23 protein-coding genes are annotated in these 24,135 nt (G+C 68.7%); 12 read left to right on the top strand and 11 right to left on the bottom strand.

Annotated elements, in window-relative coordinates:
• Positions 1-66 precede the first annotated feature (66 nt).
• Positions 67-657, bottom strand: coding sequence for a hypothetical protein (locus tag ACFQ27_RS01010; protein WP_377352054.1), 591 nt, complete (start codon positions 655-657; stop codon positions 67-69).
• A gap of 24 nt (positions 658-681) precedes the next feature.
• Positions 682-1,209 (bottom strand): VOC family protein, encoded by a 528-nt coding sequence (locus ACFQ27_RS01005; RefSeq protein ID WP_374345459.1) that lies wholly within the window; start codon positions 1,207-1,209, stop codon positions 682-684.
• Between the two features lie 76 nt (positions 1,210-1,285).
• Here ACFQ27_RS01005 and ACFQ27_RS01000 point away from each other — a divergent pair, with 76 nt between their 5' ends.
• Positions 1,286-2,305, top strand: coding sequence for an AraC family transcriptional regulator ligand-binding domain-containing protein (locus tag ACFQ27_RS01000; RefSeq protein ID WP_374345460.1), 1,020 nt, complete (start codon positions 1,286-1,288; stop codon positions 2,303-2,305).
• Between the two features lie 55 nt (positions 2,306-2,360).
• Positions 2,361-3,380: a DUF2804 domain-containing protein gene (locus tag ACFQ27_RS00995; protein WP_377352053.1), complete on the top strand. Its 1,020-nt coding sequence runs from the start codon at positions 2,361-2,363 to the stop codon at positions 3,378-3,380.
• A gap of 3 nt (positions 3,381-3,383) precedes the next feature.
• Here ACFQ27_RS00995 and ACFQ27_RS00990 read toward each other — a convergent pair whose 3' ends face one another.
• Both ACFQ27_RS00990 and ACFQ27_RS00985 read right to left on the bottom strand, forming a co-directional pair.
• On the bottom strand, positions 3,384-4,283 hold the full coding sequence (locus tag ACFQ27_RS00990) for an MBL fold metallo-hydrolase (protein ID WP_377352052.1): 900 nt from the start codon (positions 4,281-4,283) through the stop codon (positions 3,384-3,386).
• Positions 4,284-4,293: 10 nt separating this feature from the next.
• On the bottom strand, positions 4,294-5,280 hold the full coding sequence (locus ACFQ27_RS00985) for an NADPH:quinone oxidoreductase family protein (protein ID WP_374345463.1): 987 nt from the start codon (positions 5,278-5,280) through the stop codon (positions 4,294-4,296).
• Positions 5,281-5,454: 174 nt separating this feature from the next.
• Between ACFQ27_RS00985 and nhaA the strand changes: the two genes are divergently transcribed.
• A complete protein-coding gene (nhaA, locus tag ACFQ27_RS00980; protein WP_374345464.1) occupies positions 5,455-6,636 on the top strand; it encodes a Na+/H+ antiporter NhaA in 1,182 nt (393 codons plus the stop codon).
• Here nhaA and ACFQ27_RS00975 read toward each other — a convergent pair.
• The 4 genes from ACFQ27_RS00975 to ACFQ27_RS00960 are packed head-to-tail and all read right to left on the bottom strand — an operon-like array spanning position 6,633 to position 9,374.
• The gene (locus ACFQ27_RS00975) at positions 6,633-6,938 is read right to left on the bottom strand and encodes a hypothetical protein (RefSeq protein ID WP_374345465.1); all 306 of its coding nucleotides are present in this window, start codon (positions 6,936-6,938) and stop codon (positions 6,633-6,635) included. The two genes, nhaA and ACFQ27_RS00975, sit on opposite strands and share 4 nt — an antisense overlap.
• A 26-nt stretch (positions 6,939-6,964) precedes the next feature.
• A complete protein-coding gene (locus tag ACFQ27_RS00970) occupies positions 6,965-7,477 on the bottom strand; it encodes a DUF3299 domain-containing protein (RefSeq protein WP_377352051.1) in 513 nt (170 codons plus the stop codon).
• 11 nt (positions 7,478-7,488) lie between these two features.
• A complete protein-coding gene (locus ACFQ27_RS00965) occupies positions 7,489-8,727 on the bottom strand; it encodes an ABC transporter permease (RefSeq protein ID WP_377352050.1) in 1,239 nt (412 codons plus the stop codon).
• Complete coding sequence (locus ACFQ27_RS00960; protein ID WP_377352049.1) at positions 8,724-9,374, bottom strand: ABC transporter ATP-binding protein; 651 nt, start codon at positions 9,372-9,374, stop codon at positions 8,724-8,726. Before ACFQ27_RS00960 ends, ACFQ27_RS00965 begins: the two co-directional genes overlap by 4 nt.
• Positions 9,375-9,632: 258 nt before the next feature.
• Between ACFQ27_RS00960 and ACFQ27_RS00955 the strand changes: the two genes are divergently transcribed.
• Positions 9,633-10,613, top strand: coding sequence for an NAD(P)H-dependent flavin oxidoreductase (locus ACFQ27_RS00955; protein ID WP_374345469.1), 981 nt, complete (start codon positions 9,633-9,635; stop codon positions 10,611-10,613).
• Positions 10,614-10,675: 62 nt separating this feature from the next.
• On the opposite strand, the gene ACFQ27_RS00950 is transcribed toward ACFQ27_RS00955, so the two are convergent.
• On the bottom strand, positions 10,676-11,974 hold the full coding sequence (locus ACFQ27_RS00950) for an O-acetylhomoserine aminocarboxypropyltransferase/cysteine synthase family protein (protein WP_374345470.1): 1,299 nt from the start codon (positions 11,972-11,974) through the stop codon (positions 10,676-10,678).
• Between the two features lie 166 nt (positions 11,975-12,140).
• Here ACFQ27_RS00950 and ACFQ27_RS00945 point away from each other — a divergent pair, with 166 nt between their 5' ends.
• The 6 genes from ACFQ27_RS00945 to ACFQ27_RS00920 all read left to right on the top strand — a co-directional run bounded on the left by ACFQ27_RS00945 (position 12,141) and on the right by ACFQ27_RS00920 (position 17,652).
• Positions 12,141-12,713, top strand: a complete 573-nt coding sequence (locus ACFQ27_RS00945) for a lysophospholipid acyltransferase family protein (protein ID WP_374345472.1) — start codon at positions 12,141-12,143, stop codon at positions 12,711-12,713.
• A gap of 10 nt (positions 12,714-12,723) precedes the next feature.
• Positions 12,724-13,638, top strand: coding sequence for a hypothetical protein (locus ACFQ27_RS00940; RefSeq protein WP_377352048.1), 915 nt, complete (start codon positions 12,724-12,726; stop codon positions 13,636-13,638).
• 67 nt (positions 13,639-13,705) lie between these two features.
• Positions 13,706-14,452, top strand: coding sequence for an enoyl-CoA hydratase/isomerase family protein (locus ACFQ27_RS00935; protein ID WP_374345474.1), 747 nt, complete (start codon positions 13,706-13,708; stop codon positions 14,450-14,452).
• A gap of 3 nt (positions 14,453-14,455) precedes the next feature.
• Complete coding sequence (locus tag ACFQ27_RS00930; protein WP_377352047.1) at positions 14,456-15,643, top strand: acyl-CoA dehydrogenase family protein; 1,188 nt, start codon at positions 14,456-14,458, stop codon at positions 15,641-15,643.
• An 81-nt stretch (positions 15,644-15,724) separates the two neighbouring features.
• A complete protein-coding gene (locus ACFQ27_RS00925) occupies positions 15,725-16,681 on the top strand; it encodes an MBL fold metallo-hydrolase (RefSeq protein ID WP_377352046.1) in 957 nt (318 codons plus the stop codon).
• Entirely contained in the window at positions 16,681-17,652 is a 972-nt protein-coding gene (locus ACFQ27_RS00920) for an amidohydrolase family protein (RefSeq protein ID WP_377352045.1), read from the top strand. Before ACFQ27_RS00925 ends, ACFQ27_RS00920 begins: the two co-directional genes overlap by 1 nt.
• Here the strand turns inward: ACFQ27_RS00920 and ACFQ27_RS00915 are convergent.
• A complete protein-coding gene (locus ACFQ27_RS00915) occupies positions 17,646-20,060 on the bottom strand; it encodes a TonB-dependent receptor (protein WP_377352044.1) in 2,415 nt (804 codons plus the stop codon). The genes ACFQ27_RS00920 and ACFQ27_RS00915 overlap by 7 nt on opposite strands.
• A 251-nt stretch (positions 20,061-20,311) precedes the next feature.
• Between ACFQ27_RS00915 and ACFQ27_RS00910 the strand changes: the two genes are divergently transcribed.
• On the top strand, positions 20,312-20,515 hold the full coding sequence (locus tag ACFQ27_RS00910; protein WP_374345479.1) for a hypothetical protein: 204 nt from the start codon (positions 20,312-20,314) through the stop codon (positions 20,513-20,515).
• Between the two features lie 147 nt (positions 20,516-20,662).
• A complete protein-coding gene (locus ACFQ27_RS00905; protein WP_377352043.1) occupies positions 20,663-21,553 on the top strand; it encodes a CheR family methyltransferase in 891 nt (296 codons plus the stop codon).
• 86 nt (positions 21,554-21,639) lie between these two features.
• Here ACFQ27_RS00905 and ACFQ27_RS00900 read toward each other — a convergent pair whose 3' ends face one another.
• Entirely contained in the window at positions 21,640-24,072 is a 2,433-nt protein-coding gene (locus ACFQ27_RS00900) for a zinc-dependent metalloprotease (RefSeq protein ID WP_377352042.1), read from the bottom strand.
• Positions 24,073-24,135 lie beyond the last annotated feature (63 nt).

Here is a 24,135-nt window from a genome sequence, read left to right as displayed (position 1 = left end):
CGCGCCTTGGCGCCGCGTCAGCCAAGAGGGAAATCGCCTTCAGCTATCGCGCTCCAAAGGGCTGGGTCAGCCTCCGGCCAGCTGGGCCTGGGCCTGCGCGATCAGCGGATCAAACACACGCCGGGCGTCGGCGATGGACAGGAAATCGGCGCGCGGGCACTCCACCAGCGTCGCGGTGGGCGCGGGATAGACCCGCTCGCCGATCATCCGGCCCTTGTCGTCATATGGCCAGATCATGCAGACCCAGCGTTGCTCGACATAGGTCCCGGCCGGATCGGCGTCGGCATGGCCGCGAGCCTGGGCCGCCGCCCCGGTCATGAAGGTGTGGTAGAGCGCCTCGGAGGCGAAGCCGTTGTCGTCGATGATCAGGTGCTCATGCTCCAGGATCATTACCGTCGTGTCGGTGGCGTGCAGGCCCTTGTAGAAGCTCTGGACCGCCTCGGTCCCGTCCAGGTCCATCACCCCCTCGCCGCTGGCGATCCGGTAGAAGGGCCGCTCCACGGTCATCTGCGGCGTAAAGATCTCCTCCCAACGCCCAGACACCTCCAGCATGGCGTGCAGGCGATAGTTGGCGGCGATGGCCCGATGGCGGGGATTGTCGAGGCTGGCCATGGCGGTGTCGGCGGCCAGGGTCAGCAGCTTCAGGTCCAAGAGCATGTGTTGGTCTCCTCCGCCCCCGGCTCAGCCGAGGGTGCGTACGGGGTCGGCGCCGTCCCAATCGACGGCGCACTGGCGAATGAAGTCGAAGGTCTGGCGGACCGGCTCGGTCACCTCGGCCACCTCCAGCAGGGGCTGGTCGGCGCTCCCGGACTGCAAGTAGGCGTAGCGCCCGCCGCCCAGCACCTGGCCGCGGGCCTCCAGCGCCAGGCCTTGAGCCTTGGCCTGGGCCATTACGGCGTCGAAGTCGGGCGTCCAGACCGAGGTGTGATGCAGCCCGCCGCCCCGCTCGCGCAGGAAGTTGTGCCAGGTGGAGCCGCCGTCGCCGTGCGGGCAGATCAGCTCGATCTGCAGGTCGCCCCAGTTGCCGAGCGCGATGGACATCTCCGGCGCCGGCAGTTCGGTCTCGCGCTGGAAGAAGCTGGCGTTCTGCAGGTTATCGAAGCGAAAGAAGGGGCCGACGCCCAGGACTTGCGTCCAGTAGGCCAAGGCCGCGTCCAGGTCGCGCACCACGATCCCGTTCTGCCGGGCCGGTCCGAACAGGCGGCTCATGCGCCCTCCCCCATCTCGCCGCGGCTCTGAGGCCGCTTGTCCTGAGGCCACTATGGCGGCATGCCTGGCGGAATTCTTGACGGATCACGACACGTCTCCGCCCATGCAGCCCCTGGCCCACTCCAGTTCGCTTCGCCTGTTCAGGGCCTTCATGGAGAGCCTTGGCCTGGGGACGCCCCAGGATCTCGACGCCGACCTGGTCCGCGCGCTCGACCAGCCTGCCGAGCGCGTCCCGGCGCGGATGATCGTGGACCTGATGCAGGCCTGCGCCCTCGCCCATGGCCGTCCGGACCTGGGCGCGGCCTTCGCCGCCTGGGCCGATGTCGCCGGCTATGGCCCGCTCAGCCGCATGCCCGACCACTGTGACACCGTCGCCGAGGTGGTGGAGGCGGGCCTGCGCTTCATGCACCTGGAGAACGGCGCCCTGGCCAGCGACATCCAGGAGGATGAGGACGAGGCGGTCCTGCGGTGCCTGGTCATGGTCGACAGCCGTCAGGGCAGCAGCCAGTTCGCCGAGAGCATCCTGATGCTGTCGGTCCGGGTGGTCCGGCGCATGCTGGGAGACTTCTGGACGCCGCTGCGGGTCGAGTTCGCCCACGCCCCGCCGACGGACCTCAAGGCGCACCGGCGGCTGTTTCGCTGCGCCCTGCGCTTCAACGCCGAGCGGCACGCCGTGGTCATGGCGCCGCGAGACCTCCGCCGCCCCTCGCGGGTGGCCGACCCGCAGGGTCGTAAAGCGATCGAGGCCCAGCTTTGGGCCATGGATCAGGCCTGGAGCCGTGGCGCCGGAGAGCTTGCCGAGCGCGCTGTCGCCGCTCTGCTCGGGTCCGGCGAGGCGCGCCTGGACCGGGTGGCCCACAGCCTGGGCGTGGAGCCCCGCACCCTGCAAAGGCGGCTGGCCGCCGAGGGCCTCTGTTTCGCCGCCGTTCTTGACGCCGTGCGCCGCCGTGAAGCCCTGGACTATCTGCGCGGCGCCCATCGCCCCGCCCTGACGGAGCTCGCCCAGCGGCTGGGCTATGGCGACGCCAGCGCCGCCAGCCGGTTCCTGCGCAGTCAGTTGCGGCGCGGGGTCCGGCCGACGCGGCCGCCGGCCTGAACCGGCTTTCGGCCATCGCCCAATCGGCCTACCAACACCGCCGAGGGAGACCCCGATGCAGCACAAGATGAGCCCAGGCCCCCTGCACGACGCCCGCGGCCGGCTGGCCGAGCCGGGCTACGCCACCGCCGAGGTCAAACGCTACAGCCGTTCGGGCGTGAAGGCGCCCAAGTGGCGGCTGAAGGAATGGGACTATTACTGCGTCAACACCCCGGATTTCGCCCTGGCCCTGACCGTCGCCGACAACGGCTATATGGGGTTCTTGGGGACCGCCTGGATGGATTTCCAAGCGGGGACGGCGATCAACGGCGCGGCCATGATGGGCTTTCCCATGGGCCGGATGGGCCTGCCGCCCAGCGCTGATGCGGGCGACGTGGAGGCGGCCTTCGGCGGGATCTCCCTGGCGTTTCGCCATGAGGCGGGCGGCCGGCGCCTGGTGGTCGATGATCCGGGCTTCGGTGGCGGACAGGGCCTGAAGGGTGAGATCGTTCTGACCGATACGCCCACCGACCGCATGGTCATCGCCACGCCCTTCCCGAACGCGCCCAAGGCCTTCTACTACAACCAGAAAATCAACTGCCTGAGGGCCGAGGGCGAGGTGGTCCTGGGCGGCCAGGTGAAGCGCTTCTCCCCCGACAGCGCCTTTGGCGTGCTCGACTGGGGCCGGGGCGTCTGGACCTACGACAACACCTGGTACTGGGGCTCGGCCTCCGGCCTGCACGAGGGCCGCCGCTTCGGCTTCAACATCGGCCATGGCTTCGGCGACACCGCGGCGGCCACCGAGAACATGGTCTTCGTCGACGGCGTCGCCCACAAGCTGGGCGAGGTCACCTTCCACCTGCCCAAGGGCGCGCACGACAGCGGTCCCTGGCGGTTCACCAGCGATGACGGCCGCTTCGAGATGAGCTTTGAGCCCATCGTCGACCGCGCCTCGGCCACCGACCTCAAGCTGATCCGCTCGGTGCAGCACCAGGTGTTCGGCCGGTTCTCAGGAACAGTCGTGCTGGACGGCGGCGAGACCCTGCAGGTCCGCGACCTGATCGGCTTCGCCGAGGAGGTTGAGAACCGCTGGTAGGCCTCAGGCCGCTAGGTAGAGGCCGGGTTTGGCTTCCCTGACGCGACCGGCGGCGACCAGTTCCTCAAGGTGCCGCGAGATGGTCCGTTCCTCGGCTTTGTCCACCCAGACGCCCTCATGGCCCGGGGGATAGATCAGCCGTTCCCGCACAAGCTGGGCCAGGGTCTTGGGCGTCCCGGCCAGCATGCCCAGCAGCTTTTCGTCCCGGGCGTCCAGCTTGCCCACAAAGGCCGCCAGGTCGGCCAGGAAGCGCTCGCGGTCGTCATAGACGCCCCGGTGGTGCGAGGTGACCCAGACCTGGGCCGGGATCTCTGGCAGCCGCGCCAGGGTCTTACGGAACTGGGTCAGGCTGGAGCCCGCGTCGCCATAGTAGGGCCCGAACCCGGTCAGGTCGATGTCGCCGATGAAGGCGACGCCCTCCGGTTCGACCAGCAGCACGCAATGGCCGGCGGTGTGGCCCGGCATGTGGAAGGCGGTGATCTTGCCGTCGCCCAGGTCCCAGCTGGCCCCGTCGGCATAGCCCACCGCGTCGGGCCGCGGGGCGTAGTGGAAGTCGCGCTGGAACATGGCCAGGCTTGAGGCGCTGGTCTGCGCGTCCAGACCCATGGCGGCGACAAACCCCTCCCAGCTGCGCGCCGCCGGCAAGTCGGCCTCGTGCACATGCACCGGCGCGTGGGGCAGCAGGTGCAGACCGGCCATGTGGTCCTCGTGCACATGGCCCATCACCACCAGCTCGCTGGAGGTCAGGGCCTCGCCGATATGATTGGAGACCAGGGGCGTGTCGAAGGCCACGCGGGTGTCGGCGCCGCGCACCAGCACCTGGTTGCCGTCCGGATACTTGCCGCTCTTGGCGCCGAAATAGACCGACACCCGGCCGAAGCTGACGTTCTGAACCTCTGACATGGCGATGAGCCTAGTCAGAGCGCCCCGTGATCTCCACCACGATCTTGCCCAGCGACTTGCCGGTAAGGGCGAAATCCATCGCCTCGCCGAAGGCCTCGAAGGGGTAGCGCGAGCCCACCGGCGGGACCAGTTCGCCGGTGGCGGTCCAGTCCAGCAGGCGGGTCACATGCTCGACCGTGCGCTTGGGCTCAAAGATCTGGAACTGGCGGACATCGACGCCGATCAGGGCCGCGCCCTTCATCAGGGTCAGGTTGGACTTGAGCGCCGGGATCGGCCCGCCAACAAAGCCCAGCACCAAGTGCCGGCCGCGCCAGTTCAGCGACCGGAAGGCCGGCTCGAACAGCGGCCCGCACACGGGATCGAACACCACGTCCGGCGCGACGCCGCCGCACGCCGCCTTCAGCCGCTCGCGCCAGCCCTCCGGCTCGGTGTCCAGCACCGCGTCGGCGCCCAGGGCCTCACAGAAGGCGCGCTTCTCAGGACTGGAGGCCACCGCCACCACCTTGGCGCCCAACAGCTTGGCCAGCTGCACGCCCGCCGCGCCCAGGCCGCCCGCGGCGCCCATCACCACCACCCACTCGCCCGCCTGCACCGCGCCGCGGTCGGTCAGGGCGTGCAGGGCCGTCAGGTAGTTCAGCCGCAGGGCCGCGGCCTCCGCAAAGCCCAGCCGGTCGGGGGTCTTGCTGACCACCGCCGCCGGCGCGGCGACGACCTCGGACAGCCCGCCCATCAGGGTCGCCATCACCCGGTCGCCGACCGACAGGCCCGTGACACCCTCGCCAACCTCGGCGATCACGCCAGCCACCTCCTGGCCGGGGGTGAACGGGACCGGCGGCTTCACCTGGTAGCGCCCCAGCGCCAAGAGCGAGTCCACATAGCCCAGCCCGCAGGCGGCGACCTGGATCAGCACCTGACCGGGTGCGCAGGCCGGGCGCTCGACCTCGACAATTCTGTAGGCCGCGAGGGACTCCAGGCTCTCGCCGACCACCTTGCGCATCTGTTCCTCCCCAGGGTTCTGCCGCCGTGATGGCGCATCCTGAGCCCCGTTGGAAGGCGTTCGGTTTCAGTTGATGAGCCGGCCCCGCTGATGCCATAGGTGTCCAAGGGTGCTCGGTCACAGGGACCGGTCAGGTTTTACGTTGGTCGGGCCGCCAGCGCGGAGCCCCGCGCCATGACCTCATCCCCCCGTCGCACCTCTGTCCTGCGCGAGTTTCTCGAAAGCGAAGCTGCCGGCGGGATTCTCCTGATGGGCGCAGCCGTGCTGGCCCTGTTCGTCGCCAACTCACCGCTGGCCGGCAGCTACTTCCAACTACTCCACGCGCCCCTGGGCGGGCTCGACGTCTTGCACTGGATCAATGACGGGCTGATGGCCCTGTTCTTCCTGTTCGTCGGCCTGGAGATAAAGCGCGAGTTCCTGGACGGGCAGCTCGCCACCTGGGCCAACCGGGCCCTGCCGTGCATCGCCGCGGCTGGCGGGGTGATCGTCCCCGGTCTGATCTTCGCCGCCGTCAACGCGCACAACGCCGAGACGCTGCGCGGCTGGGCCATCCCGACGGCCACCGACATCGCCTTCGCCTTGGGGGTCCTGTCTCTGCTGGGCTCGCGGGCGCCGACAAGCCTGAAGGTCTTCCTCGCCACCCTGGCCATCGTCGATGACCTGGTGGCCGTGCTGGTGATCGCCGTCTTCTACACGGCGGATCTGAATGTCGCGGCGCTCGGCGGCGCCGGCTTGGCCACCGCGCTGTTGATCGGCCTCAACCGACTAAGGATCGCCCGCCTTGCGCCCTATCTGGTGCTGGGCGCGGCCCTGTGGTGGCTGGTGTTGCTCTCCGGCGTTCACGCCACCGTCGCCGGGGTCGTGCTCGCGATGACCATCCCCCTGCGCCGCTCCAAGGCCGCCCCGGACGACATGACTTCGCCCCTGCACAAGCTGGAGCACGGATTGAGCCCCTGGGTGGCTTTCCTGATCGTGCCGGTGTTCGGCTTCGCCAACGCCGGCGTCTCGTTCGCCGGCATGAACGCCAGCGTCTTTGTGGAGCCCATCACCCTTGGGGTGGCGCTTGGTCTCTTCATTGGCAAGCAAGTCGGCGTCTTTGGCGCATCAGCCCTGGCGATCAAGCTGCGGCTCGCCAACCTTCCCGTCGCCGCATCCTGGGCTCAGCTCTACGGCGTGGCCCTCCTGTGCGGCATTGGCTTCACCATGAGCCTGTTCATCGGCCTGCTGGCCTACCCCAACCCCGCTCTGCAAAACGAGGTGAAGGTCGGCGTGCTGGCAGGATCCCTGATCTCGGCCCTGTGCGGCGCGGCTCTGCTCAGCGTAGCGAGGCGGGAGCCGCCCAGGAGCCGCGCCTAGGGCGCGCCGGGCGATTCCGGCTGTCCCGCCGCGGCCACGTCAGCCGTCGGCGCAGGATCAGGGTCCGGGACGATGGAGAAGCGGGCCATCAGGGTCGCACGGGCCTCGTCCATGGCCTTGGTCTCCGCGTCCTGGCGGGCCTTGATGTCCGCCAGCCGCTGCTGCTCCGGGGTCATGCTGCTGTAGTCCATATAGGCCCGGGCGGGGACGTACTCGTAGTCGCCGCAGTCCGCACAGGCCAGGGCCGAGCCCGCATAGGCCGTCGCCCCCAGAGCCAGGGTCGCCACAAGAAGGCGTCGCATGCCGATCTCCCTTCGCATCCGCCGCCTCACAACGGCTTGCCGTCATAGATACGATAAAACACCCCGCCCTCGTCTTCCCCCGACAGCAGCAAGGCGCCCTCGATCGTCTTGACGCCATAATCGAAGGCGATCGGCTTGGTGGTTTTCACCTCGATGAACTGCATCGGGGCAGGATTGAGGTGGAACGGACAGTCCGGCGGATAGGCCAGCAGGATGAAGTGGGTCTGGGTCTTCCCGTTCTGCAGCGGCATCATATAGCCCGAGACCCGGATCGACTTGCCCCTCAGGGCCAGGACCTCCGGCGTGAAGGCCGGCTTGGAGTAGAGGAAGCCGTCCTTGCCGGTGCGGGTGATCTCCTTGGTGGATTCCAGCACACTCCAGGCGACGCCCCCCGGCGGCGTGGCGGCGGGCTTCCAGACGCTTTCTGTCGGCGCGGCCGGGCGGGCCTTGGCCTGGGACTGGGCGGCCGCCGGATCGGCCAGAAGCGCCAAGACCAAGGCCAGGCCGGCGAACAGGGGTGAGACTTGGGGACGCGCCAAGAGGGTCTCCATCAGCGGGCTTTCTGCAGGGTGTCGGCGATATCGACGCCGAAGACGCGCGCGGCCGGGATGGCGGCGGCGATAACGCCCAGGGCCAGGGCGCCCAGGACGATGTAGATTTCGGCAGGATCGAAGCTGAGCCCGGTCAGGCCCATCTCCCCCAGCTGACTGAAGGCGCGCGCGGCCAGGGCCAGCGCGCCATGGCCCAGGGCGAGACCAAGCCCTGTTCCCGCGGTGGCCAAGGCCAGGCCTTCCAGGATGACCTGCGCGAAGATGGCGGCCGGTGCGGCGCCCATGACCCGCAACATGGCCAGGTCGCCCTCCCGCTGCCGCAGGGCCGTGTAAAGGGCCACGAAGATGGATAGGCCGCTGGTGAAAATCAGCAGCACCGCGAAGCCCCGCGCCGCCTCGATCCCCACGCCCAGCAGCGACATCAACCGAGTGATCTCAACAGCGGGCGCCGCGGCCTGCAATTGCGTCTGGGCGTTGATGAACCGGGGCAGCCGCACCGCCGCCAGAGGCGAGCGATAGCGCACCAGCAGAGCCGTCACCTCGGGCTCGGTCTGATGGTCCCGGATCGAGGCGTTCTGCGCCGCCGGGCCATGATCCGCCTCGGCCGAGCCCTCGGCGTGGCCCAGGCCGTGGACCTCCCAGACACTCTCCACCGAGGTCAGGATCAGGCGATCCATCACCGTCCCCGTGGGGGTCAGGATCCCGGTCACCGTGAACGGAGTGTGCTCATGCTCGGCGCCGCCCTCGGACAGCCCGTGTGAGCCGACAAACTTCTGTCCGACCCGTGCGCCGGTGCGTCGGGCGACCTCGGACCCAATGACCGTCTCATAGGGCGCCGCCCAAATCCTTCCCGCCGCCAGGCGACCGCCATAGAGGTCGATATAGGCCGGCTCCGAGCCGATGATCCGGTAGCCGCGAAAGCTGTCGCCCTGGGCCAGGGGGATCACCCGCCCCACCGTCGGATCCCGCCTCAGCGCCGCAAGGGTTGAGAGGGGGATGTTCCCGGTCGGAACGTCCACCTGGTACAGGCTCGACAGGATCAGCTGCAGGGGCGAGCCCTTGGCCCCCACCACCAGGTCGACGCCGCGGGCGTCGCGCTCGAAGCGGGCGCCCAGCTGGCTGGAGAACAGCACCAGGATCACCATGGTCCCGACGCCCAGGGTAAGCAGCAGGATGTTGAGAGCGGTGTTGAGCGCCCGATCCCTGAGATAGGCGAAGGCGAGGCCGACCAGGGTCATCGGACGGCTCCCGGAGGCTTGAGCGTAAGCACTTCGGCGAAGCGGTCCTTCAGGCGCCGGTCATGGGTGGCGATGATCAGCGTCGCGCCGGTGGTCTGGGCCGACGCGGTCAGCAGGTCGCACATGGCCACGGCGTTGTCGTCGTCCAGGGCCGAGGTCGGCTCGTCGGCGACAATGATCTTCGGGCGCACGCACAGGGCCCGGGCGATGGCCGCCCGCTGGGCCTCGCCCTGGCTCAGTTCACGCGGACGCGCATCGGCCCGGTGCGCCAGGCCGACCCCCTCGATCAGGGCGCCGACAGCGTCGGGATCGTCACGGCCCAGGGCGATGTGCTGGGCGAGGCTCAGGTTCTGCCGCACCGACAGGGCGGAGATCAGCCTCAGGTTCTGGAACACGATGCCGATCATGCGGCGGCGCAGCCGGTCGCGGCCGCCCGGGCGAAGGTCCGACAAGCGCTCGCCCGCGATGTTCACCTCGCCGGAGGTGGGCGTGATCAGTCCTGTCAGGATGTTGAGCAGGGTCGACTTGCCACTGCCGGAGGGCCCCAGCAGCAGGGTGTGCCGCCCCTCGACCACCGTGAAGCCGGGACAGCTGAGCACGGTCCGCCCGCGAATCCTGTGCTCAAGATCGCTGACCTCGACAAGCATGCGGGCGCACGTCTCCCTCGGAGTGACGCGCTACCGTAATGATATAACATTATTGGGCGTCCAGCCCTAAGTTGGAGCCTCGGCGAGGTTCCGCGCGGCCGCCCAGTTTCCGGGCGCCTTTGCAGGCCCGATGGCGCAGCTGACGTCGCGTCCCGTCTGGTCACGCTGTCGCGAAGCCCTATGATCCGCGCCGCCGGCCGTTCAGGCCGAGAGGATCAAGAGCCGCCGCGACGGGCGGCGACCAGGGAGCGCGCACACATGGCCATCAAGACCCGCATCACCGAAATGCTCGGCATCGAGCACCCGATCATGCAGGGCGGCATGCACTATGTCGGCTTCGCCGAGATGGCCGCAGCCGTGTCCAACGCCGGCGGCGTGGGCATCATCACCGGCCTGACCCAGCGCACGCCGGAAGACCTCGCCAAGGAAATCGCCCGCTGCCGGGAGATGACCTCCAAGCCCTTCGGCGTGAACCTGACCTTCCTGCCCTCGGTCACCCCGCCCGACTATCCGGGCTACGTCGAGGCCATCGTGAAGGGCGGCGTGAAGATCGTCGAGACCGCCGGAAACAATCCGGCCAAGTGGCTGCCGATCCTGAAGGAGAACGGGATCAAGGTGATCCACAAGTGCACCAGCGTCCGCCACGCTCTGAAGGCCGAGGCCATCGGCTGCGACGCGGTCAGCGTGGACGGTTTCGAGTGCGGCGGTCACCCGGGCGAGGACGACGTGCCGAACTTCATCCTGCTGCCGCGTGCGGCCGAAGAACTGAAGATCCCCTTCCTGGCCTCCGGCGGCATGGCCGACGGCCGCAGCCTGGTGGCGGCCCTGTCGCTGGGCGCCGACGGCATGAACATGGGCACCCGCTTCATCGCCACCAAGGAAGCCCCGGTGCATGAAAACGTGAAGCAGGCCATCGTCGCCGCCAGCGAGCTCGACACCCGCCTGGTCATGCGCCCCCTGCGCAACACCGAGCGCGTGCTGACCAACGCCGGCGTGGAGCGCCTGCTGCAGAAGGAACGGGAGCTGGGCGACCAGCTGAAGTTCGAGGACATCATCACCGAGGTCGCCGGGGTCTACCCGAAGATCATGACCGAGGGCGCGATGGACGCCGGCGCCTGGTCCTGCGGCATGGTCGCGGGCCTGGTCCACGACATCCCCACCGTTCAGGAACTGATGGACCGGATCATCGCCGAGGCGACGCAGATCGTCCGCGGCCGCCTGGACAAGATGTTCGTCTAGGCGGGCACGACGCCAAAGACCGGACGCCCGCCCCGCGAGACCGTGGGGCGGGCGTCTTCGTGTCAGGCCTTGGCCTTGTCGAGGGCCTGGGACAGGTCGGCCAGGATGTCGTCGATGTGCTCCAGGCCAATGGACAGGCGCACATAGCCTTCCGACACGCCCGACTGCGCCTGCTCTTCCGGCGTCAGCTGCGAGTGGGTGGTCGAGGCCGGGTGGATCGCCAGGCTGCGCGCGTCGCCGATATTGGCCACGTGGTAGAATAGCTCGAGCGCGTCGATGAACTTCCGGCCCGCCTCGCGGCCGCCCTTCAGCTCAAAGCCCAGCAGGCCGCCAAGCCCGCCCTTCAGGTAGCGGTTCGCCCGCTCCGCCTGGACGCCGGTCTGCACCGAGGGGTGGATCACGGCGGTCACGTCATCGCGGCCTTTCAGGAAAGCCGCGACCTTGACCGCGTTCTCGCAATGGCGGGCCATGCGCAGGGGCAGGGTCTCCAGGCCCTGCAGGATCTGGAAGGCGTTGAAGGGCGACAGGGCCGCGCCCAGGTCGCGCAGCAGCACCGTGCGGGCGCGCAGCACATAGGCCACCGGCCCCATGGGCGCCGCCGCCACGCTCCAGACCGCGCCGTGATAGCTGGGGTCGGGGGTGTTCAGGTTCGGCTGGCGCTGCGGGTGCGCGGCCCAGTCGAAATTGCCGCCATCGACGATCATGCCGCCGATCGAGGTGCCGTGGCCGCCGATGAACTTGGTGGTCGAATAGACCACGATCGCCGCTCCGTGTTCGAAGGGCCGGCAGAGCAGCGGGGCCGCGGTGTTGTCGACGATCAGCGGGATGCCCAGGGGCCGGCCCAGCGCGGCGATCTCGGCCATCGGCGCGACCACCAGCTTCGGATTGGGCAGGGTCTCCATGTACCAGGCCCGGGTGCGCTCATCGCTGGCCTTCAGGAAGGCCTGAGGATCCGACGGATCCACGAAGCGGACCTCGATCCCCATGTCCTTCAGGGTGTTGGCGAACAGGTTCCAGGTGCCGCCATAGAGGTCGGTGGACGACACCACGTTGTCGCCCGCCCGGGCCAGGTTCTGGATCGAATAGGCCGAGGCCGCCTGGCCCGAGGCCACGGCCAACGCCGCCGCGCCGCCTTCCAGCGCCGCGATGCGGGCTTCCAGGATGCCGGTCGTGGGGTTGCCCAGCCGGGTATAGATGTTGCCGCCTTCTTTCAGGGCGAACAGGTTGGCGGCGTGCTCGGCGTCATTGAACTGGTACGAGGTGGTCTGGAAGATCGGCGGGGCCACCGCGCCGGTGCCCGGATCAGCCCGCCAGCCGGCGTGCAGCACAAGGGTCTCGGGGTGAAGGGGGCGCTGTGTCATGGGAACTCCTGGCGTTTTCCGGCCTGTACTTGAGGCGCCGCACTATAGGCCTCGGGACCGGTCCGGCCAGATGCCGCAGCGGCGCTTTCCCCAACGAGGGTGATAGACAATTTGTCCTTCCCGCCGGGCCGGGCCATGATCCGGTTCATTGGGGAGTGGAGGCGTCATGGCGAAGTTGGGCCTGGTCGCGGGCACGGTCCGTTGGGCCCTGTCCACGTGGTTCGCGCTGCAAGGCTGGAAGGTGGAGGGCTCAGCGCCCCATCCGCGCAAGTTCGTGCTGATCGCGGCGCCGCACACCAGCAACTGGGACTTCGTCTATTTCATCGGGGCGTCCAAGGCGCTGGGCCTGGATCTCAGCTTCATGGGCAAGGCCTCGCTGTTCCGCTGGCCGTTCGGCGGCATGATGCGCCAGCTGGGCGGGGTGCCCATCGACCGCTCCAAGGCCAACAACATGGTCCAGGCGATGATCGATGAGTTCGCCGTCCGCGACGAGTTCATGCTGACCATCGCGCCGGAAGGCACCCGCGGCCGCGCCCGGGAATGGAAGTCCGGCTTCTACCACATCGCCCTGGGCGCCGGCGTGCCGATGGTCTGTGGGATGATGGACTACAAGCGCAAGGTCGCGGGCCTCGCCGAGGCGGTCATGCCCACGGGCGACTATGAGGCCGACATGGCCAAGCTCGCCGCCTTCTATCGCACCTGCACGCCCAAGCACCCTGAGCTGGCCACCTTCCAATAGGACCCCACCGATGAGCTTCGACACGCCCCTTGCCCTCTGCGGCCCCCTGCGCCAGCCCCGCCAGATGCTGCAGGAGCAGGAGTACGGCGGCCACGCCTCCATCCATGACGACGCCATGGCCGAGAAGCTGGGCTTCCGGGCCGGCCCCATCGAGGGTCCCACGCACTTCAGCCTGTTCCCGCCGCTGATGGAGAAGATCTGGGGCCAGGCCTGGTACGAGCGTGGCTGCATCTCCTCGCACTATCTGAACATGGTGGTTGAGGGCGAAAGCGTCCGCGCCTTTGTCGAGCTGCCCAAGGACGGCGCGACCACCACCCGCGCCTGGGCCGAGAAGGCCGACGGCACTCCGGTGCTGGAGGCCAGCGTCAGCCTGGGCGACGCGGACGGCCCCACCCTGCTCGAACAGCGCATGGCCGCCCTGCGCCCGCCCGGCAAGCTGTTGATCCTGGAGGACCTCAAGGTCGGCATGACCGGCGCCAGGGACGAGCGGGTCCGCATGGACCCGGACCAGAACATGGGCGCCCTCTATCCCTTCAGCCTGAACCAGAAGCTGGCGGCGATCACCGAAAACTCCCCCTGGTACTCGGACGCCAAGGCCTCGCCCTGGGGCCGGGCCATCATCCCGCTGGAGATGATCAGCGTGCTGGCCGAATACTCCAGCCGCGAGGCCCAGTTCCCGGTGAAGGGTCCGGCCGTCGGCCTGTTCGCCGACCAGCAGATCCGGCTGATCGACGGCCCCCTGTTCGTGGGCGAGGACTATGTCCTGCGCCGCGAGATCGTCGCCCTGGCTGAGAGCAAGCGCACCGAATCCTACTGGGTGAAGACCTCGATCTTCGACGCTACGGGCGCGCGACTGGTCGGCGAGATGTTGCTCAACCACGCCTCGCTCAAGCACTCCTATGCGGGCTACGCGGACCTGGCCTAAGGCCAAGCCCCGATTGACTGCCTTTGGGTGAGCGTCCTCCTATCGCGCAAACGATAGGAGGAATGCGATGTCGGACCTGGTCTTGCGCGAACAGCGGGGCGCCGCGGCGCATCTCATCCTCAACCGGCCGGACAAGCTGAACTCCCTGAACGTGCCGGTGTTCGAGGCCCTCGACGCCCATGTGAAGGCTATCGCCGCCGATCCGTCCGGCGTCGCCGTCGTGGTGCTGCGCGGCGCCGGGCGCTGCTTTTCGGCCGGCCACGACCTCGGCGATATCGCCGCCGGCGAGAAGCTGCCCGAGCCCAACTACCAGTCCAAGGTGATCGAGCGGATCACAAACCTGCCCCTGCCCGTCATCACCGCCGTCCATGGCCACTGCTACACCGGCGCGCTTGAACTCGCCCTCTCCGGCGACCTGATCCTGGCCGCCGAGAGCGCCAAGTTCGCCGACACCCACGCCAAGTGGGCGCTGACCCCCGTCTGGGGCCTGTCCCAGCGCCTGCCGCGCCGCGTCGGCTCGGCCAAGGCCCGGGAGATGATGTTCACCTGCCGCACCTATTCCGGCCGCGAGGCTGAGGCCATGGGCCTGGCCAACACCTGCTTCGCCGACGACGCCTTCGAGGCCGGGATCGACGCCTGGGTGGCCGAGATCGCCGCCAATTCCAGCTTCAGCCACGCGGCCAACAAGCGGCTGCTCGACCACACGGACGGCCTGCCCCTGCCCGCCGGCCTGGCGCACGAGGTCTATCGCGGCGAGGGTGTCGGCCCCGACATGCGCGACCGCATCGCCGCCTTCGCCGCGCGCAAGGGCTGACCCATGAGCCTGGACCTGAGCCCCGCCGACCTCGCCTTCCGCGACGAGGTGCGCGCCTTTCTCGACGCCGAATTGACCGAGGACCTGCGCTTGGCCGGCCGCCTGTGCGCCGGGGTCTATTGCGACCGGCCCCCGGCCCAGAAGTGGCTCTCGATCCTCAACCGCCGCGGCTGGGCCGTGCCGAACTGGCCGGTGGAGTATGGCGGCTGCGACTGGAGCGTGGTCCAGCGCTACATCTTCGCCAGCGAACTGGTGGCCGCCGACGCGCCGCCCGTAACTCCCAACGCCACCGGTATGCTGGGGCCCGTTCTGATCGCCTTCGGCACGCCGGAGCAGAAGGCCGCCTACCTGCCCCGCATCCCCACCGGCGAGGACTGGTGGGCCCAGGGCTATTCCGAGCCGGGCTCCGGCTCGGACCTCGCCAGTCTGCAGTGCCGGGCGGTGCGCGACGGCGACCACTACGTGATCACCGGCTCGAAGATCTGGACCACCCACGCCCACTGGTCGAACCGCATCTTCTGCCTGGTGCGCACCAACACCGAGGGCAAGCCCCAGGCGGGGATCAGCTTCCTGGTCTTCGACATGGACCTGCCCGGGATCACGGTCCGACCGATCATCACCCTGGCCGGCGACCACGAGGTCAACGAGGTGTTCTTCGACCAGGTTCGCGTGCCGGTCACCGCCCTGGTCGGCAAGGAGAACGAGGGCTGGGGCGTCGCCAAGTTCCTGCTCAGCCACGAGCGCGGCGGCCAGTACGCGCCGCGCCTGCGCCGCCGGTGGTCCCGTCTGCGGACGATGGCCGATGATCGCGGCCTCAACCGCCCGGGAGATCCCGTCCGCACCCGGCTGGCCAGCCTCGCCGCCTCCATCGACGCCCTGGAGGCCACAGAGCACAGCATCGTCTCCAAGCTGTCGCGGGGCGAAAACCCTGGCGCGGCCAGCTCGATGCTGAAACTTCAGGGCACGGAGCTTTTGCAGCTGGTCGATGAAGCCGCCCAGGACATGGCCGGGGCCTATGCCGCCCCGGACCAGTCGGGCGCCCTGCACGCCCTGGACCTTCAGTCCGGGGTCGGCCCCACGGACGCCATGACCGCCACCGCGCTCTACCTCAACGACCGCGCGGCGACGATCTACGCCGGCTCCAGCGAGGTTCAGCGCAACATCATCTCCGGCCTGATCCTCAAGGGCTGACGATCAAACATTGACTGATTAGTCATTTTTGATACCCCTTGGACCAAGGGCGCGAACGCCCGTGTTCCAAGGGGGGCGACCATGGGCCGTGCGACACGCCTGGCGGGGATGATGCTGGCTGGGGCTCTGGCCCTGCCGATGGCGGCGGGCGCGGCGGAGGCGCCGAAGCTGACCTTCACCACCCTTGGCACCAACTCCGGCCCGATCCCCAATCCGCAGCGCTTCGAGGCCTCCAGCCTGGTCCGCTATGGCGGCGACGCGATCCTGGTCGACGCCGGCGACGGCGCCGCGGACCAGTTGGCTCGGGCCGGCGTGGCCATTGGCGACCTGAAGGCCGTTTTCATCAGCCACCTGCACTTCGACCACACCGGCGGGCTCTTCGGCCTGCTCAGCCTGCGCTACCAGGCGGGCTACACTACACCGCTCACCCTCTATGGCCCGCCCGGCCTGAAGGAGACCGTAGATCACCTGATCGCCGCCATCGGCCCCGGAACCCAGGCGGTCAGCACCATGCGGGCGCCGGGCACAGGCGGCCCCGACTTCGGCCTGAGCGTCGTGGAACTGGCCTCCGGGGCCAGTGTCCCGGTCGGCGAGATCACGGTGAAGGCCATCGAGAACAGCCACTACGACACGCTGCCCGCCAAGGGCCGTCCCCTGTCCGTGGCCTACCGGTTCGAGGCGCCGGGCCGCGCGATCCTGTTCACCGGCGACACCGGCCCGAGCGCCGAGGTGGCCAAGCTCTGCCAGGGCTCTGACCTTTTGGTCAGCGAGATTATGGATCCCAAGCTGGCCATCGAGGACATCCGCCGCCGGCGCCCGGACGTGCCCGCCTACGCCCTGCCCATCGTCGAGGCTCACTTCCGCCAGGAGCACATGGCCCCTGAAGAGGTCGGCAAGCTGGCCAAGGGCTGCGGCGCCAAGGCCCTTGTCCTCACCCACATCGCCCTGCGTGACGCCGAGATACCTGGCGCGGCCGCCCAGATCGCGGCGGAGTATTCAGGCCCGACCCACTTCGCCCGCGACCTGGACACCTTCTGATGGGCGTCTGCCCCTGCGGGCGTATCGACGTCCACCAGCACTTCCTGCCGCCGGTCTACGCCGAGGCGCTCAACCGGGCTGGCCTTCGCACCGTCGACGGGGGCATGCCCGTTCCGGCCTGGAGCGAGGCCGCGGCCCTGGAGATGATGGACCGCCAGGGGATCGAGACCGCCATGGTCTCCCTGTCCTCGCCCTCGGCCCACTTCCTGCCCCTGGCCGAGCGGCCGGGCTTGGTCCGGGAGATCAATGAGGCCGGCGCCGCTCTGGTGCGCGCTCACCCGGTGCGGTTCGGCTTCTTCGCCACCCTGCCCTTGCCCGACATCGACGCCGCGCTGGCCGAGATCGCCTACGCCTTCGACAAGCTTGGCGTCGACGGCGTGATCCTGGAGACCAATGTCGACGGACATTATCTGGGTACGGAACTTTTCACGCCCATCTTCGCCGAGCTCAACCGGCGCAAGGCGACCGTCTTTCTCCACCCCACCAGCCCCGCCTGTTTCGACGCGGTGGCCCTCGGCCGGCCCGCGCCGCTGCTGGAGTTCCCGCTAGATACGACGCGGACGGTCACCGACCTGATCTACAACCGCACCCTCCAGACCTGCCCGGACCTGAAGGTGATCGTGCCGCACGCGGGCGGCGCCCTGCCCTCCCTGGCCGCCCGCATCGCCGCCTTCGCCAATCTGCCCTTCATCACCCCAAGGCCGGTGTCCGAGCAGGAAGCCTTCGAGGCGCTGCAGGGGCTCTACTACGACGTCGCCCTCTCAGGCCATCCGGTCAGCCTGGCGGTCCTGCGTGCGCTCGCTCCCCTCGACCACATCCTGTTCGGCAGCGACTGGCCCTTCACTCCCGAGATGGGCGTCGCCCGCAACATCGCCCAGCTCGAGGCGGGGCTGACGCCCGACGACCTGCGGGCCGTGGCCCGCGAGAACGCCGAACGCCTGTTTCCCCGCCTCGCCGCCTTGGGTCAGTAGGCCGCCTTCAGGGTCACCCCGAAGGTGCGCGGATCCCCCGGCTGGCCGACCACCAGGCCGGTGTTGGACGGGCCCAGGGCCAGGAACTCGAAATACTCCTCGTCAAAGGCGTTGCGCGCCCAGGCGTAGACATCGAACCCGCCCGGCGTGCGGAAGCCGGCCCGGAAGTTGGCCAGGGCGTAGCCCTTCACATTGGTGTAGGCCGAGGGCGACGGGTTGGACGAGAAGTCCGAGCGATAGCTGCCGTCAAAAGCCAGGTAGGCCTCGCCCGCATGCCCGACCAGGGTCACCGGCAGGTTCGCTTCGGCCCCATAGGACGCCGACCACTTGGAGATCCCCGGCAGACGCTGGCCGGAGATGTCGCAGTTGCCCGGGCTGATCCCACCGGCCACGCCCGGCGCGCTCGGCGTCTGGCCCGCGGTCGCCGTCGTGCCGCCCGACAGTTCCGGCGGGCACGGCGCATCGGTGAACTTAAGGTACTTGGCGTCGGTATAGGCGCCGTTGGCGTAAACGCGGAATCGCTCCGTAGGCTGAGCATTGAACTCGGCCTCGACGCCCTGGCTGCGCACCTTGCCGGCGTTGGCGAGATAGCCGCGCAGCACGCCATACTGCCCGTTGCTCACCGTAACCTGGAAATCCTCGATCTCCGTGCGGAACAGCGAGACGTTCAGGGTGGCGCGGCGGTCGAAGAACTGGGTCTTCAGGCCCGCTTCCAGGTGCTGCACCGACTCCGGCTTGATCGCGCCGGCCGCTGTGATCGGATTGCCCGCGGCGTCCACCGGCAGGCCGTTCTGGTTGATACCGCCGGTCTTGAAGGTCTTGGCGTAGGTCGCATAGGCGAGCACGTCGGGCGCGGCCTTGTAACTGACTGTCAGGTCGTAGCTGACATTGGTGTCGCTGAAGCTGGGCGCGCTGACCTGAGGCGCCAGGATGCCGCGCTGGGCCACCTTGATCGGGTCGGTCTGGCCATAGAGCACCGGGGCGCCCTGGCCGTCGAAGACCTTGCGCTCATAGTAGCCCGACTTCTTGTCGTAATTGATCCGCAGGCCCGGCTGGATCGTCAGGGCGTCGGTCACCTTCCAGCTCAGCTGGCCATAGGTGGCCAGGCTGGTGCTCTTCAGCCACTGGGTGTTGTAGGCGACGAGCCCGTTCAGCACCGCCGGATTGCTGGCCAGCGCCCCGGTCAGGTTCCAGCGGCTGGAGGACGGGCCTTGGGCCTCGGTGCCTTGGGTGTCGATCCGCTGGTGGAAGGCGAAGGCGCCGACCACATAGTCGAAGCGCTCGCCCGTATAGTTGTAACGGAGCTCCTGGGTGTACTGGTCCTGCTGCGACGGGTTCTGCGACTTGGCGACGATCGACAGGCCCAGGAAGTCGCGGTCATTGACCGGCTCCCAGTCCCAGAACCGCCAGGCCGTGACCGAGGTCAGGGTCCCGGGTCCGACGTTCCAGAGCACGCGGGCCGAGGCGCCGCCCAGCTTGTTGCCGGCATTGAGGTCAACGTCGGTGTCGGTCAGGCGATCAAAGGGATTGGTGCTGGGCACGGCGTAGTTCAGGGCCGTGGTCAGGGCGGCGTACTGCCGGGCCAGCGGCCGCTGGGTCGCTCCGGTGCGCACATAGATCTGGGCGCAGCACTCGGCGTCCTGGGCGCTGTAGTCGGCGCTGAGCGTGATATTCAGATTGTCATTGGGCTGGAACAGCAGCTGGCCGCGGACGCCCAGATTGTCCTGTTCGTTGATCCAGACCTTGCGGGCCACATTGTAGATCGTGCCGCGGCGGCTGGTGGAGCTGACCACCAGACGGGCCGCGACCGTCTCCGACAGCGGCCCGGACACCGCCGCCTTCACCTGGCGATAGTCCAGATCGCCCACCGACACCTCGCCCTTGGCCTGGAAGTCGAAGGTCGGCTGGTTGGTGGTGATGTTGATGGCGCCGGCCGTGGTGTTCTTGCCGTAGAGCGTGCCCTGGGGCCCGCGCAGCACCTCGATCTGGGCCACGTCCAGGAAGTCGAAGGTCGCCGCGGCCACCCGCGAGTTATAGACATCGTCCACATAGATCCCGACGCCCTGCTCGAAGCCGTCGCTGGTCAGGCCGAAGGGCACGCCCAGGCCACGGATATTCACCGAGGTGTTGCGCGGGTTCGACGAATAGAACTGCAGGGTCGGCGCGAGCTGGGTCAGGCGATTGACGTTGAAGGCGCCAACCTGATCGATCTGCTTGCCGCCGATCACCGACACGGCCAGCGGGATCTCCTGCACCGTTTCCTCCCGGCGGCGGGCCGTGACGGTCACCTCCTCGACATTGGTGACGTCGGCCGCCGCGTCGGCCAGGGCGGACGAGGCGGCGCTGGCGAACAGCAAGGCCAGGAAGGCGGTGCGCGCGGGTCGCGCGGATTTCGTGGTCGAGTTCATGTGGGCATCCCCTCCCAGATTGGACATGAGGGGGACATAATCCGTTTATCCCTATCGGGCATATCGGATTAAACTTGGCAGGGGCGCCAGAAAATCTATCCCGGCGGCGGGCGGCCGACGGACGGCGCACCTCATTTACGGCCATTAAGACCCTCGATACCGACTCAGGTGCGAATCGGTCTCCCGACTACGGCAGGCGAGACATGCGGCGTTCACGAGCGGCGAAATTCGATCACGGAGCGGCGCTGCGCGTGCCGGGGCCCGATGATGCGCGCAACTGGAGCGCCCTGCAGATGTGGCTGGGCGAGTGCGGCGCCATGATCGACCCCAGCGGCCTGATCCAGGTGGCCACACCCCAGGGCCAGGAAGTCGCCCGCCCGGGCGACTGGATCGTGCTGTCAGTCAGCGGCGACTTTCACGTCGCCCGCGTCCGGGGCCTGGCCTTCGACGCCTGACCTCGCGCCCTGACAAGGCCGGGAAACCATACGCCCCCCGTTGCGGGTCGCCCCGGGGCTGCGCCACGACCCACCCTTACCTCCGCTTAAGCACGGCGGCCTCAAAGAGAGGCCTAAGGAAGGCCGCCTATCCGCGGCCGGGACGCCATGCTCGCATTCGCAACGCCTCCACAGACGGGCGCGCTCACCCCGCCCTTCGCCGAAGACCCATCCGCGTCTGACCTGCTGGACGCGGACGCCTTTGCGCGGATCGCCCAATTCGTCGAGGCGCGCGCCGGCATCCGCACCCCGCCCAGCCGCCGCATCATGCTTGAGACCAACCTGCGGCGGCGGCGCATCACTGCGGGCTTCAAAAGCCTCGAGGACTATCTGGCCTTCGTGCTGGAGGGGGGCGGCCTGGCGACGGAGGCGGTCGAACTGATCGACGCGGCGACGGTCAACAAGACCGACTTCTTCCGCGAACCCCGGCACTTCGAGTTGATGAGCCAGCAGATGCTGCCCAGCCTGCTGGAGGCCGGGGTGCGCAAGATCCGCGCCTGGAGCGCCGCCTGCTCCACCGGCCCCGAGCCCTATTCGATCGCCATGATGCTGCAGGCCGCCGCCGACCGCACGCCCGGCCTCGACTATCATGTGCTGGGCACCGACATCTGCAGCCGTGTCCTGGCGGTGGCCCAGCAGGGCATCTTCGAAGCCCCCCTCACCCAGACCATTCCCGCTGACATCCGGCGCCGATATGTCCGGGTCTCGACCGACGGGCGGCCCCTGGTGCGGATCGCGCCGGAGTTGCGGGCCAAGATGGCCTTCGCCCGGCTCAACCTGATGGATCCGGTCTATCCCGTCGGCGACCCGATCCATCTGATCTTCTGTCGCAACGTGCTGATCTATTTCGATCACGCCATCCAGGCGCGGGTTCTACGGCGGCTCGCCGACCGCCTGGCGCCGGGGGGCTACCTGGTGGTCGGCCACTCGGAGTCCATGGCGGGGGCGGATCTGGCCCTGGAGCGGATCGACCACACGGTGTTCCGCAAGCCCGAATAAGACGCGGCCCCGGATGGGAGCTCATCCAGGGCCGCTGTTCCTGTCGGCGGGGACGTGCCCGCGGGTTTGCGAACGCCGACCGGAATTCACATGACGTCGTCCATCCAGCCAGTCTCCGCGCCGATCGGCATGCCAGGCGGCACGGAGGGCGCGCGGGGCGCCTTGGCCAGTTCCTTCTCCAGGAGATCCGGATCGGACAGGGTGCGCGAAAGGCCGCGGGACCAGGCGTCGCCGCCCTTGGCGAGCTGCGCCGCCAAGGCGTCGAGCCGCGCGGTCAGCACGAGGGCCACGTCGGGCGACGTCTCCGGATCATGCGCCGCCTTGGCCAGGGCCAACACCGTGCGATAGGCGATCCGTCGCTCGAGGTCGCTATTCCGCCTACTGACGGTTTTCGTCAGCAGCTGATCGACCAGTTCGTCCAGACCAAGATTCGCCGGGTCGCGGCGGTGCTGCTCGTAAACCCGCGTCAGGCGGGCCGGCGCCAGCAGGGTGTTCAATGTCACCTCCGCGCCCACATCCGCCGCCACCAGGGGGTCAAAGGCCGCGGCGCTGGCGGTGTCCATCACCTCGATATCGCTCTGCCGGTCCGGCGCGCCATTGATCCCGGCCGACAGTTCGCCGACCAGAACATCCGGAACCGTAAGGATTTCCGCCGACAGGGTGGCGAGCAAGGCGTCCAGGGCCGCGCGCTGGGTCGCGGCCGCCACCGGCCGGGCCGGCGGGGTTCCATCCCCCTTCACCGCATAGACATAGTCGATCCCGCCAACCATCTTGGCCGCCGCCTCCACCTGGTAGCGATGCAGCAGCCAGACCGGCACGAAGCGACGCCGCAGGGCCGCCACCGGCTCATTGGGCAAGAGCGCTTTCTGGCCGAAGCCGGCGATGGCCACCCCTCGGACGCTCAGCATGCGGATTAATTCTGCAGACGGATCATCGCCGTTGTCCCACATGCTGCCCCAGGGATTGGGCGTATCCGGTGCGCGGCCGTCGATATCGGTGATGTAGCGGGTTCCAGCGGCCACCATCCTGGCCACCTTGGCGCGGGCCTCGCCCTCGGGCTCAACACCCGGCGCGGCCTGGCCATACAGCCAGTCCACCGTGAACTTGTCCCAGCTGCCGATCCCGACCGCATAGGCGTTGCTCAGGTCGAGCTTGCCGTCCTTCAGGTCGATCTGCGGCCCCGGATAGTCCATCACCGAGGTCTTGCCCTGGGTGGATCCGGCGAAGTTGTGCATGAAGCCCAGGGCATGGCCGACCTCGTGGGCGCCCAGTTGGCGCAGACGCGCCAGGGTCGCCTCCACCGGATCATTGGGTCCGCCCTTGCCGACCCCATCCGTCCCCACCAGGCTTTCAAAGATGATCATGTCCTGGCGCATGCGCAGCGAGCCGAGAACCACGTTGCCCTTGATGATCTCGCCCGTGCGCGGATCGGTGATCACCTGGCCGTAGGACCAGCCCCGCGTCGCCCGGTTGCTCCAGTTGACCATGTTGTAGCGCACGTCGCGCGGATCGACGCCCGGCGGCAGCAGCTTGGCCTGGAACCCGTCGATGAAGCCCGCGGCGTCAAACGCCTGCGACCACCAGCCCACGCCCTCAATCACCGCGGTGCGCACCGGCTCGGGCGCGGCCGGGTCGATATAGAAGATGATCGGCTTCTTGACCTTGGAGCGCGGCGCGCTCGGATCGACCTTCTCCAGCCGGAAGCGGTTGGCCAGCTGGTAGACGAGGCTCTCCCCCAGCGGCTTGGCGAAATCGACCACCGGGGTCGAAAACCCGCCGGTGCGCGGATCGAACAGGCGCTGCGTGTAGCCAGGCTCTGGCAGGCGTACGAAGGAATGGTGGGTCACCAGGCTCAGCTGGCGCGGATCGGGAACCAGGCGCGCGACCTCGCCGCCGGGCGTGTCGGTCTGAAAGGTCTGCAGGGCCTCGAACTCGACATTGTCGGGGAAGGCCGCCGTCGCGCTGAAATCCGGCGTGCTGAGGTTTTCCGCCAGCCGATAGCCCTTGGCCCCGCCTTGAGCCAACTCCTGGGCGACGCCGATCATGTCCTTGGTCAGGAAGGGCGCGATGTCGATGGTGATCCGCCCGTCGGCCTCCGTCTGGGCGATGTCGGTCATCCACACGGTGGTGAAGGCGAAGGAGTCCCGGGCCGCGGCCTGTTCGGCGGCGCTGGCGCCGGTGGCGCGGTAGGTCGGGTTCTCGAACTGGACCGCGATCTTCTTGCCATAGCGGCGGAAGACGACCAGCTGGTCAGGCCCCTGCATGCCGCGATCCAGCCGGATATTGGGCGAGCCCAGGCCGGTGCGCAGGCCCGTGGCGTAGATGTAGCGACCCAGCACGCCGTCAGCGCCGGGCGCCGGAAGCGTGATGAGGATCTTGCCGCTCGCCGCATCCGACTTCACCCCGAACAGGGTTTGGGTTGCGGGGGCCGGGGCTGCAGGCGTCACAGGCGCCCCGACCGCCACGGTGGACGACAGCGCCGTCGCGGCGAACAGCGCCAGGACGGCGGGACGAAGCATGGCGCGGCGAAGTCCTGGTCTCATCGAATCCCCCCGGGGTTACGCTTGGGGTCGAACTATAGC

This window comes from Phenylobacterium conjunctum, from assembly GCF_042679085.1.
Lineage (GTDB): Bacteria > Pseudomonadota > Alphaproteobacteria > Caulobacterales > Caulobacteraceae > Phenylobacterium > Phenylobacterium conjunctum.
This window is presented reverse-complemented; position numbering and strand designations above follow the sequence as displayed.

What these genes read in the sequence shown, in the direction of transcription:
- ACFQ27_RS01010 (WP_377352054.1), bottom strand. Translation starts at nt 657, where the DNA reads ATGCTCTTGGACCTGAAGCTGCTGACCCTGGCCGCCGACACCGCCATG.
- ACFQ27_RS01005 (WP_374345459.1), bottom strand. Translation starts at nt 1,209, where the DNA reads ATGAGCCGCCTGTTCGGACCGGCCCGGCAGAACGGGATCGTGGTGCGC.
- ACFQ27_RS00995 (WP_377352053.1), top strand. Translation starts at nt 2,361, where the DNA reads ATGCAGCACAAGATGAGCCCAGGCCCCCTGCACGACGCCCGCGGCCGG.
- ACFQ27_RS00990 (WP_377352052.1), bottom strand. Translation starts at nt 4,283, where the DNA reads ATGTCAGAGGTTCAGAACGTCAGCTTCGGCCGGGTGTCGGTCTATTTC.
- ACFQ27_RS00985 (WP_374345463.1), bottom strand. Translation starts at nt 5,280, where the DNA reads ATGCGCAAGGTGGTCGGCGAGAGCCTGGAGTCCCTCGCGGCCTACAGA.
- nhaA (WP_374345464.1), top strand. Translation starts at nt 5,455, where the DNA reads ATGACCTCATCCCCCCGTCGCACCTCTGTCCTGCGCGAGTTTCTCGAA.
- ACFQ27_RS00975 (WP_374345465.1), bottom strand. Translation starts at nt 6,938, where the DNA reads ATGCGACGCCTTCTTGTGGCGACCCTGGCTCTGGGGGCGACGGCCTAT.
- ACFQ27_RS00965 (WP_377352050.1), bottom strand. Translation starts at nt 8,727, where the DNA reads ATGACCCTGGTCGGCCTCGCCTTCGCCTATCTCAGGGATCGGGCGCTC.
- ACFQ27_RS00960 (WP_377352049.1), bottom strand. Translation starts at nt 9,374, where the DNA reads ATGCTTGTCGAGGTCAGCGATCTTGAGCACAGGATTCGCGGGCGGACC.
- ACFQ27_RS00955 (WP_374345469.1), top strand. Translation starts at nt 9,633, where the DNA reads ATGGCCATCAAGACCCGCATCACCGAAATGCTCGGCATCGAGCACCCG.
- ACFQ27_RS00950 (WP_374345470.1), bottom strand. Translation starts at nt 11,974, where the DNA reads ATGACACAGCGCCCCCTTCACCCCGAGACCCTTGTGCTGCACGCCGGC.
- ACFQ27_RS00945 (WP_374345472.1), top strand. Translation starts at nt 12,141, where the DNA reads ATGGCGAAGTTGGGCCTGGTCGCGGGCACGGTCCGTTGGGCCCTGTCC.
- ACFQ27_RS00940 (WP_377352048.1), top strand. Translation starts at nt 12,724, where the DNA reads ATGAGCTTCGACACGCCCCTTGCCCTCTGCGGCCCCCTGCGCCAGCCC.
- ACFQ27_RS00935 (WP_374345474.1), top strand. Translation starts at nt 13,706, where the DNA reads ATGTCGGACCTGGTCTTGCGCGAACAGCGGGGCGCCGCGGCGCATCTC.
- ACFQ27_RS00930 (WP_377352047.1), top strand. Translation starts at nt 14,456, where the DNA reads ATGAGCCTGGACCTGAGCCCCGCCGACCTCGCCTTCCGCGACGAGGTG.
- ACFQ27_RS00925 (WP_377352046.1), top strand. Translation starts at nt 15,725, where the DNA reads ATGGGCCGTGCGACACGCCTGGCGGGGATGATGCTGGCTGGGGCTCTG.
- ACFQ27_RS00920 (WP_377352045.1), top strand. Translation starts at nt 16,681, where the DNA reads ATGGGCGTCTGCCCCTGCGGGCGTATCGACGTCCACCAGCACTTCCTG.
- ACFQ27_RS00915 (WP_377352044.1), bottom strand. Translation starts at nt 20,060, where the DNA reads ATGAACTCGACCACGAAATCCGCGCGACCCGCGCGCACCGCCTTCCTG.
- ACFQ27_RS00905 (WP_377352043.1), top strand. Translation starts at nt 20,663, where the DNA reads ATGCTCGCATTCGCAACGCCTCCACAGACGGGCGCGCTCACCCCGCCC.
- ACFQ27_RS00900 (WP_377352042.1), bottom strand. Translation starts at nt 24,072, where the DNA reads ATGCTTCGTCCCGCCGTCCTGGCGCTGTTCGCCGCGACGGCGCTGTCG.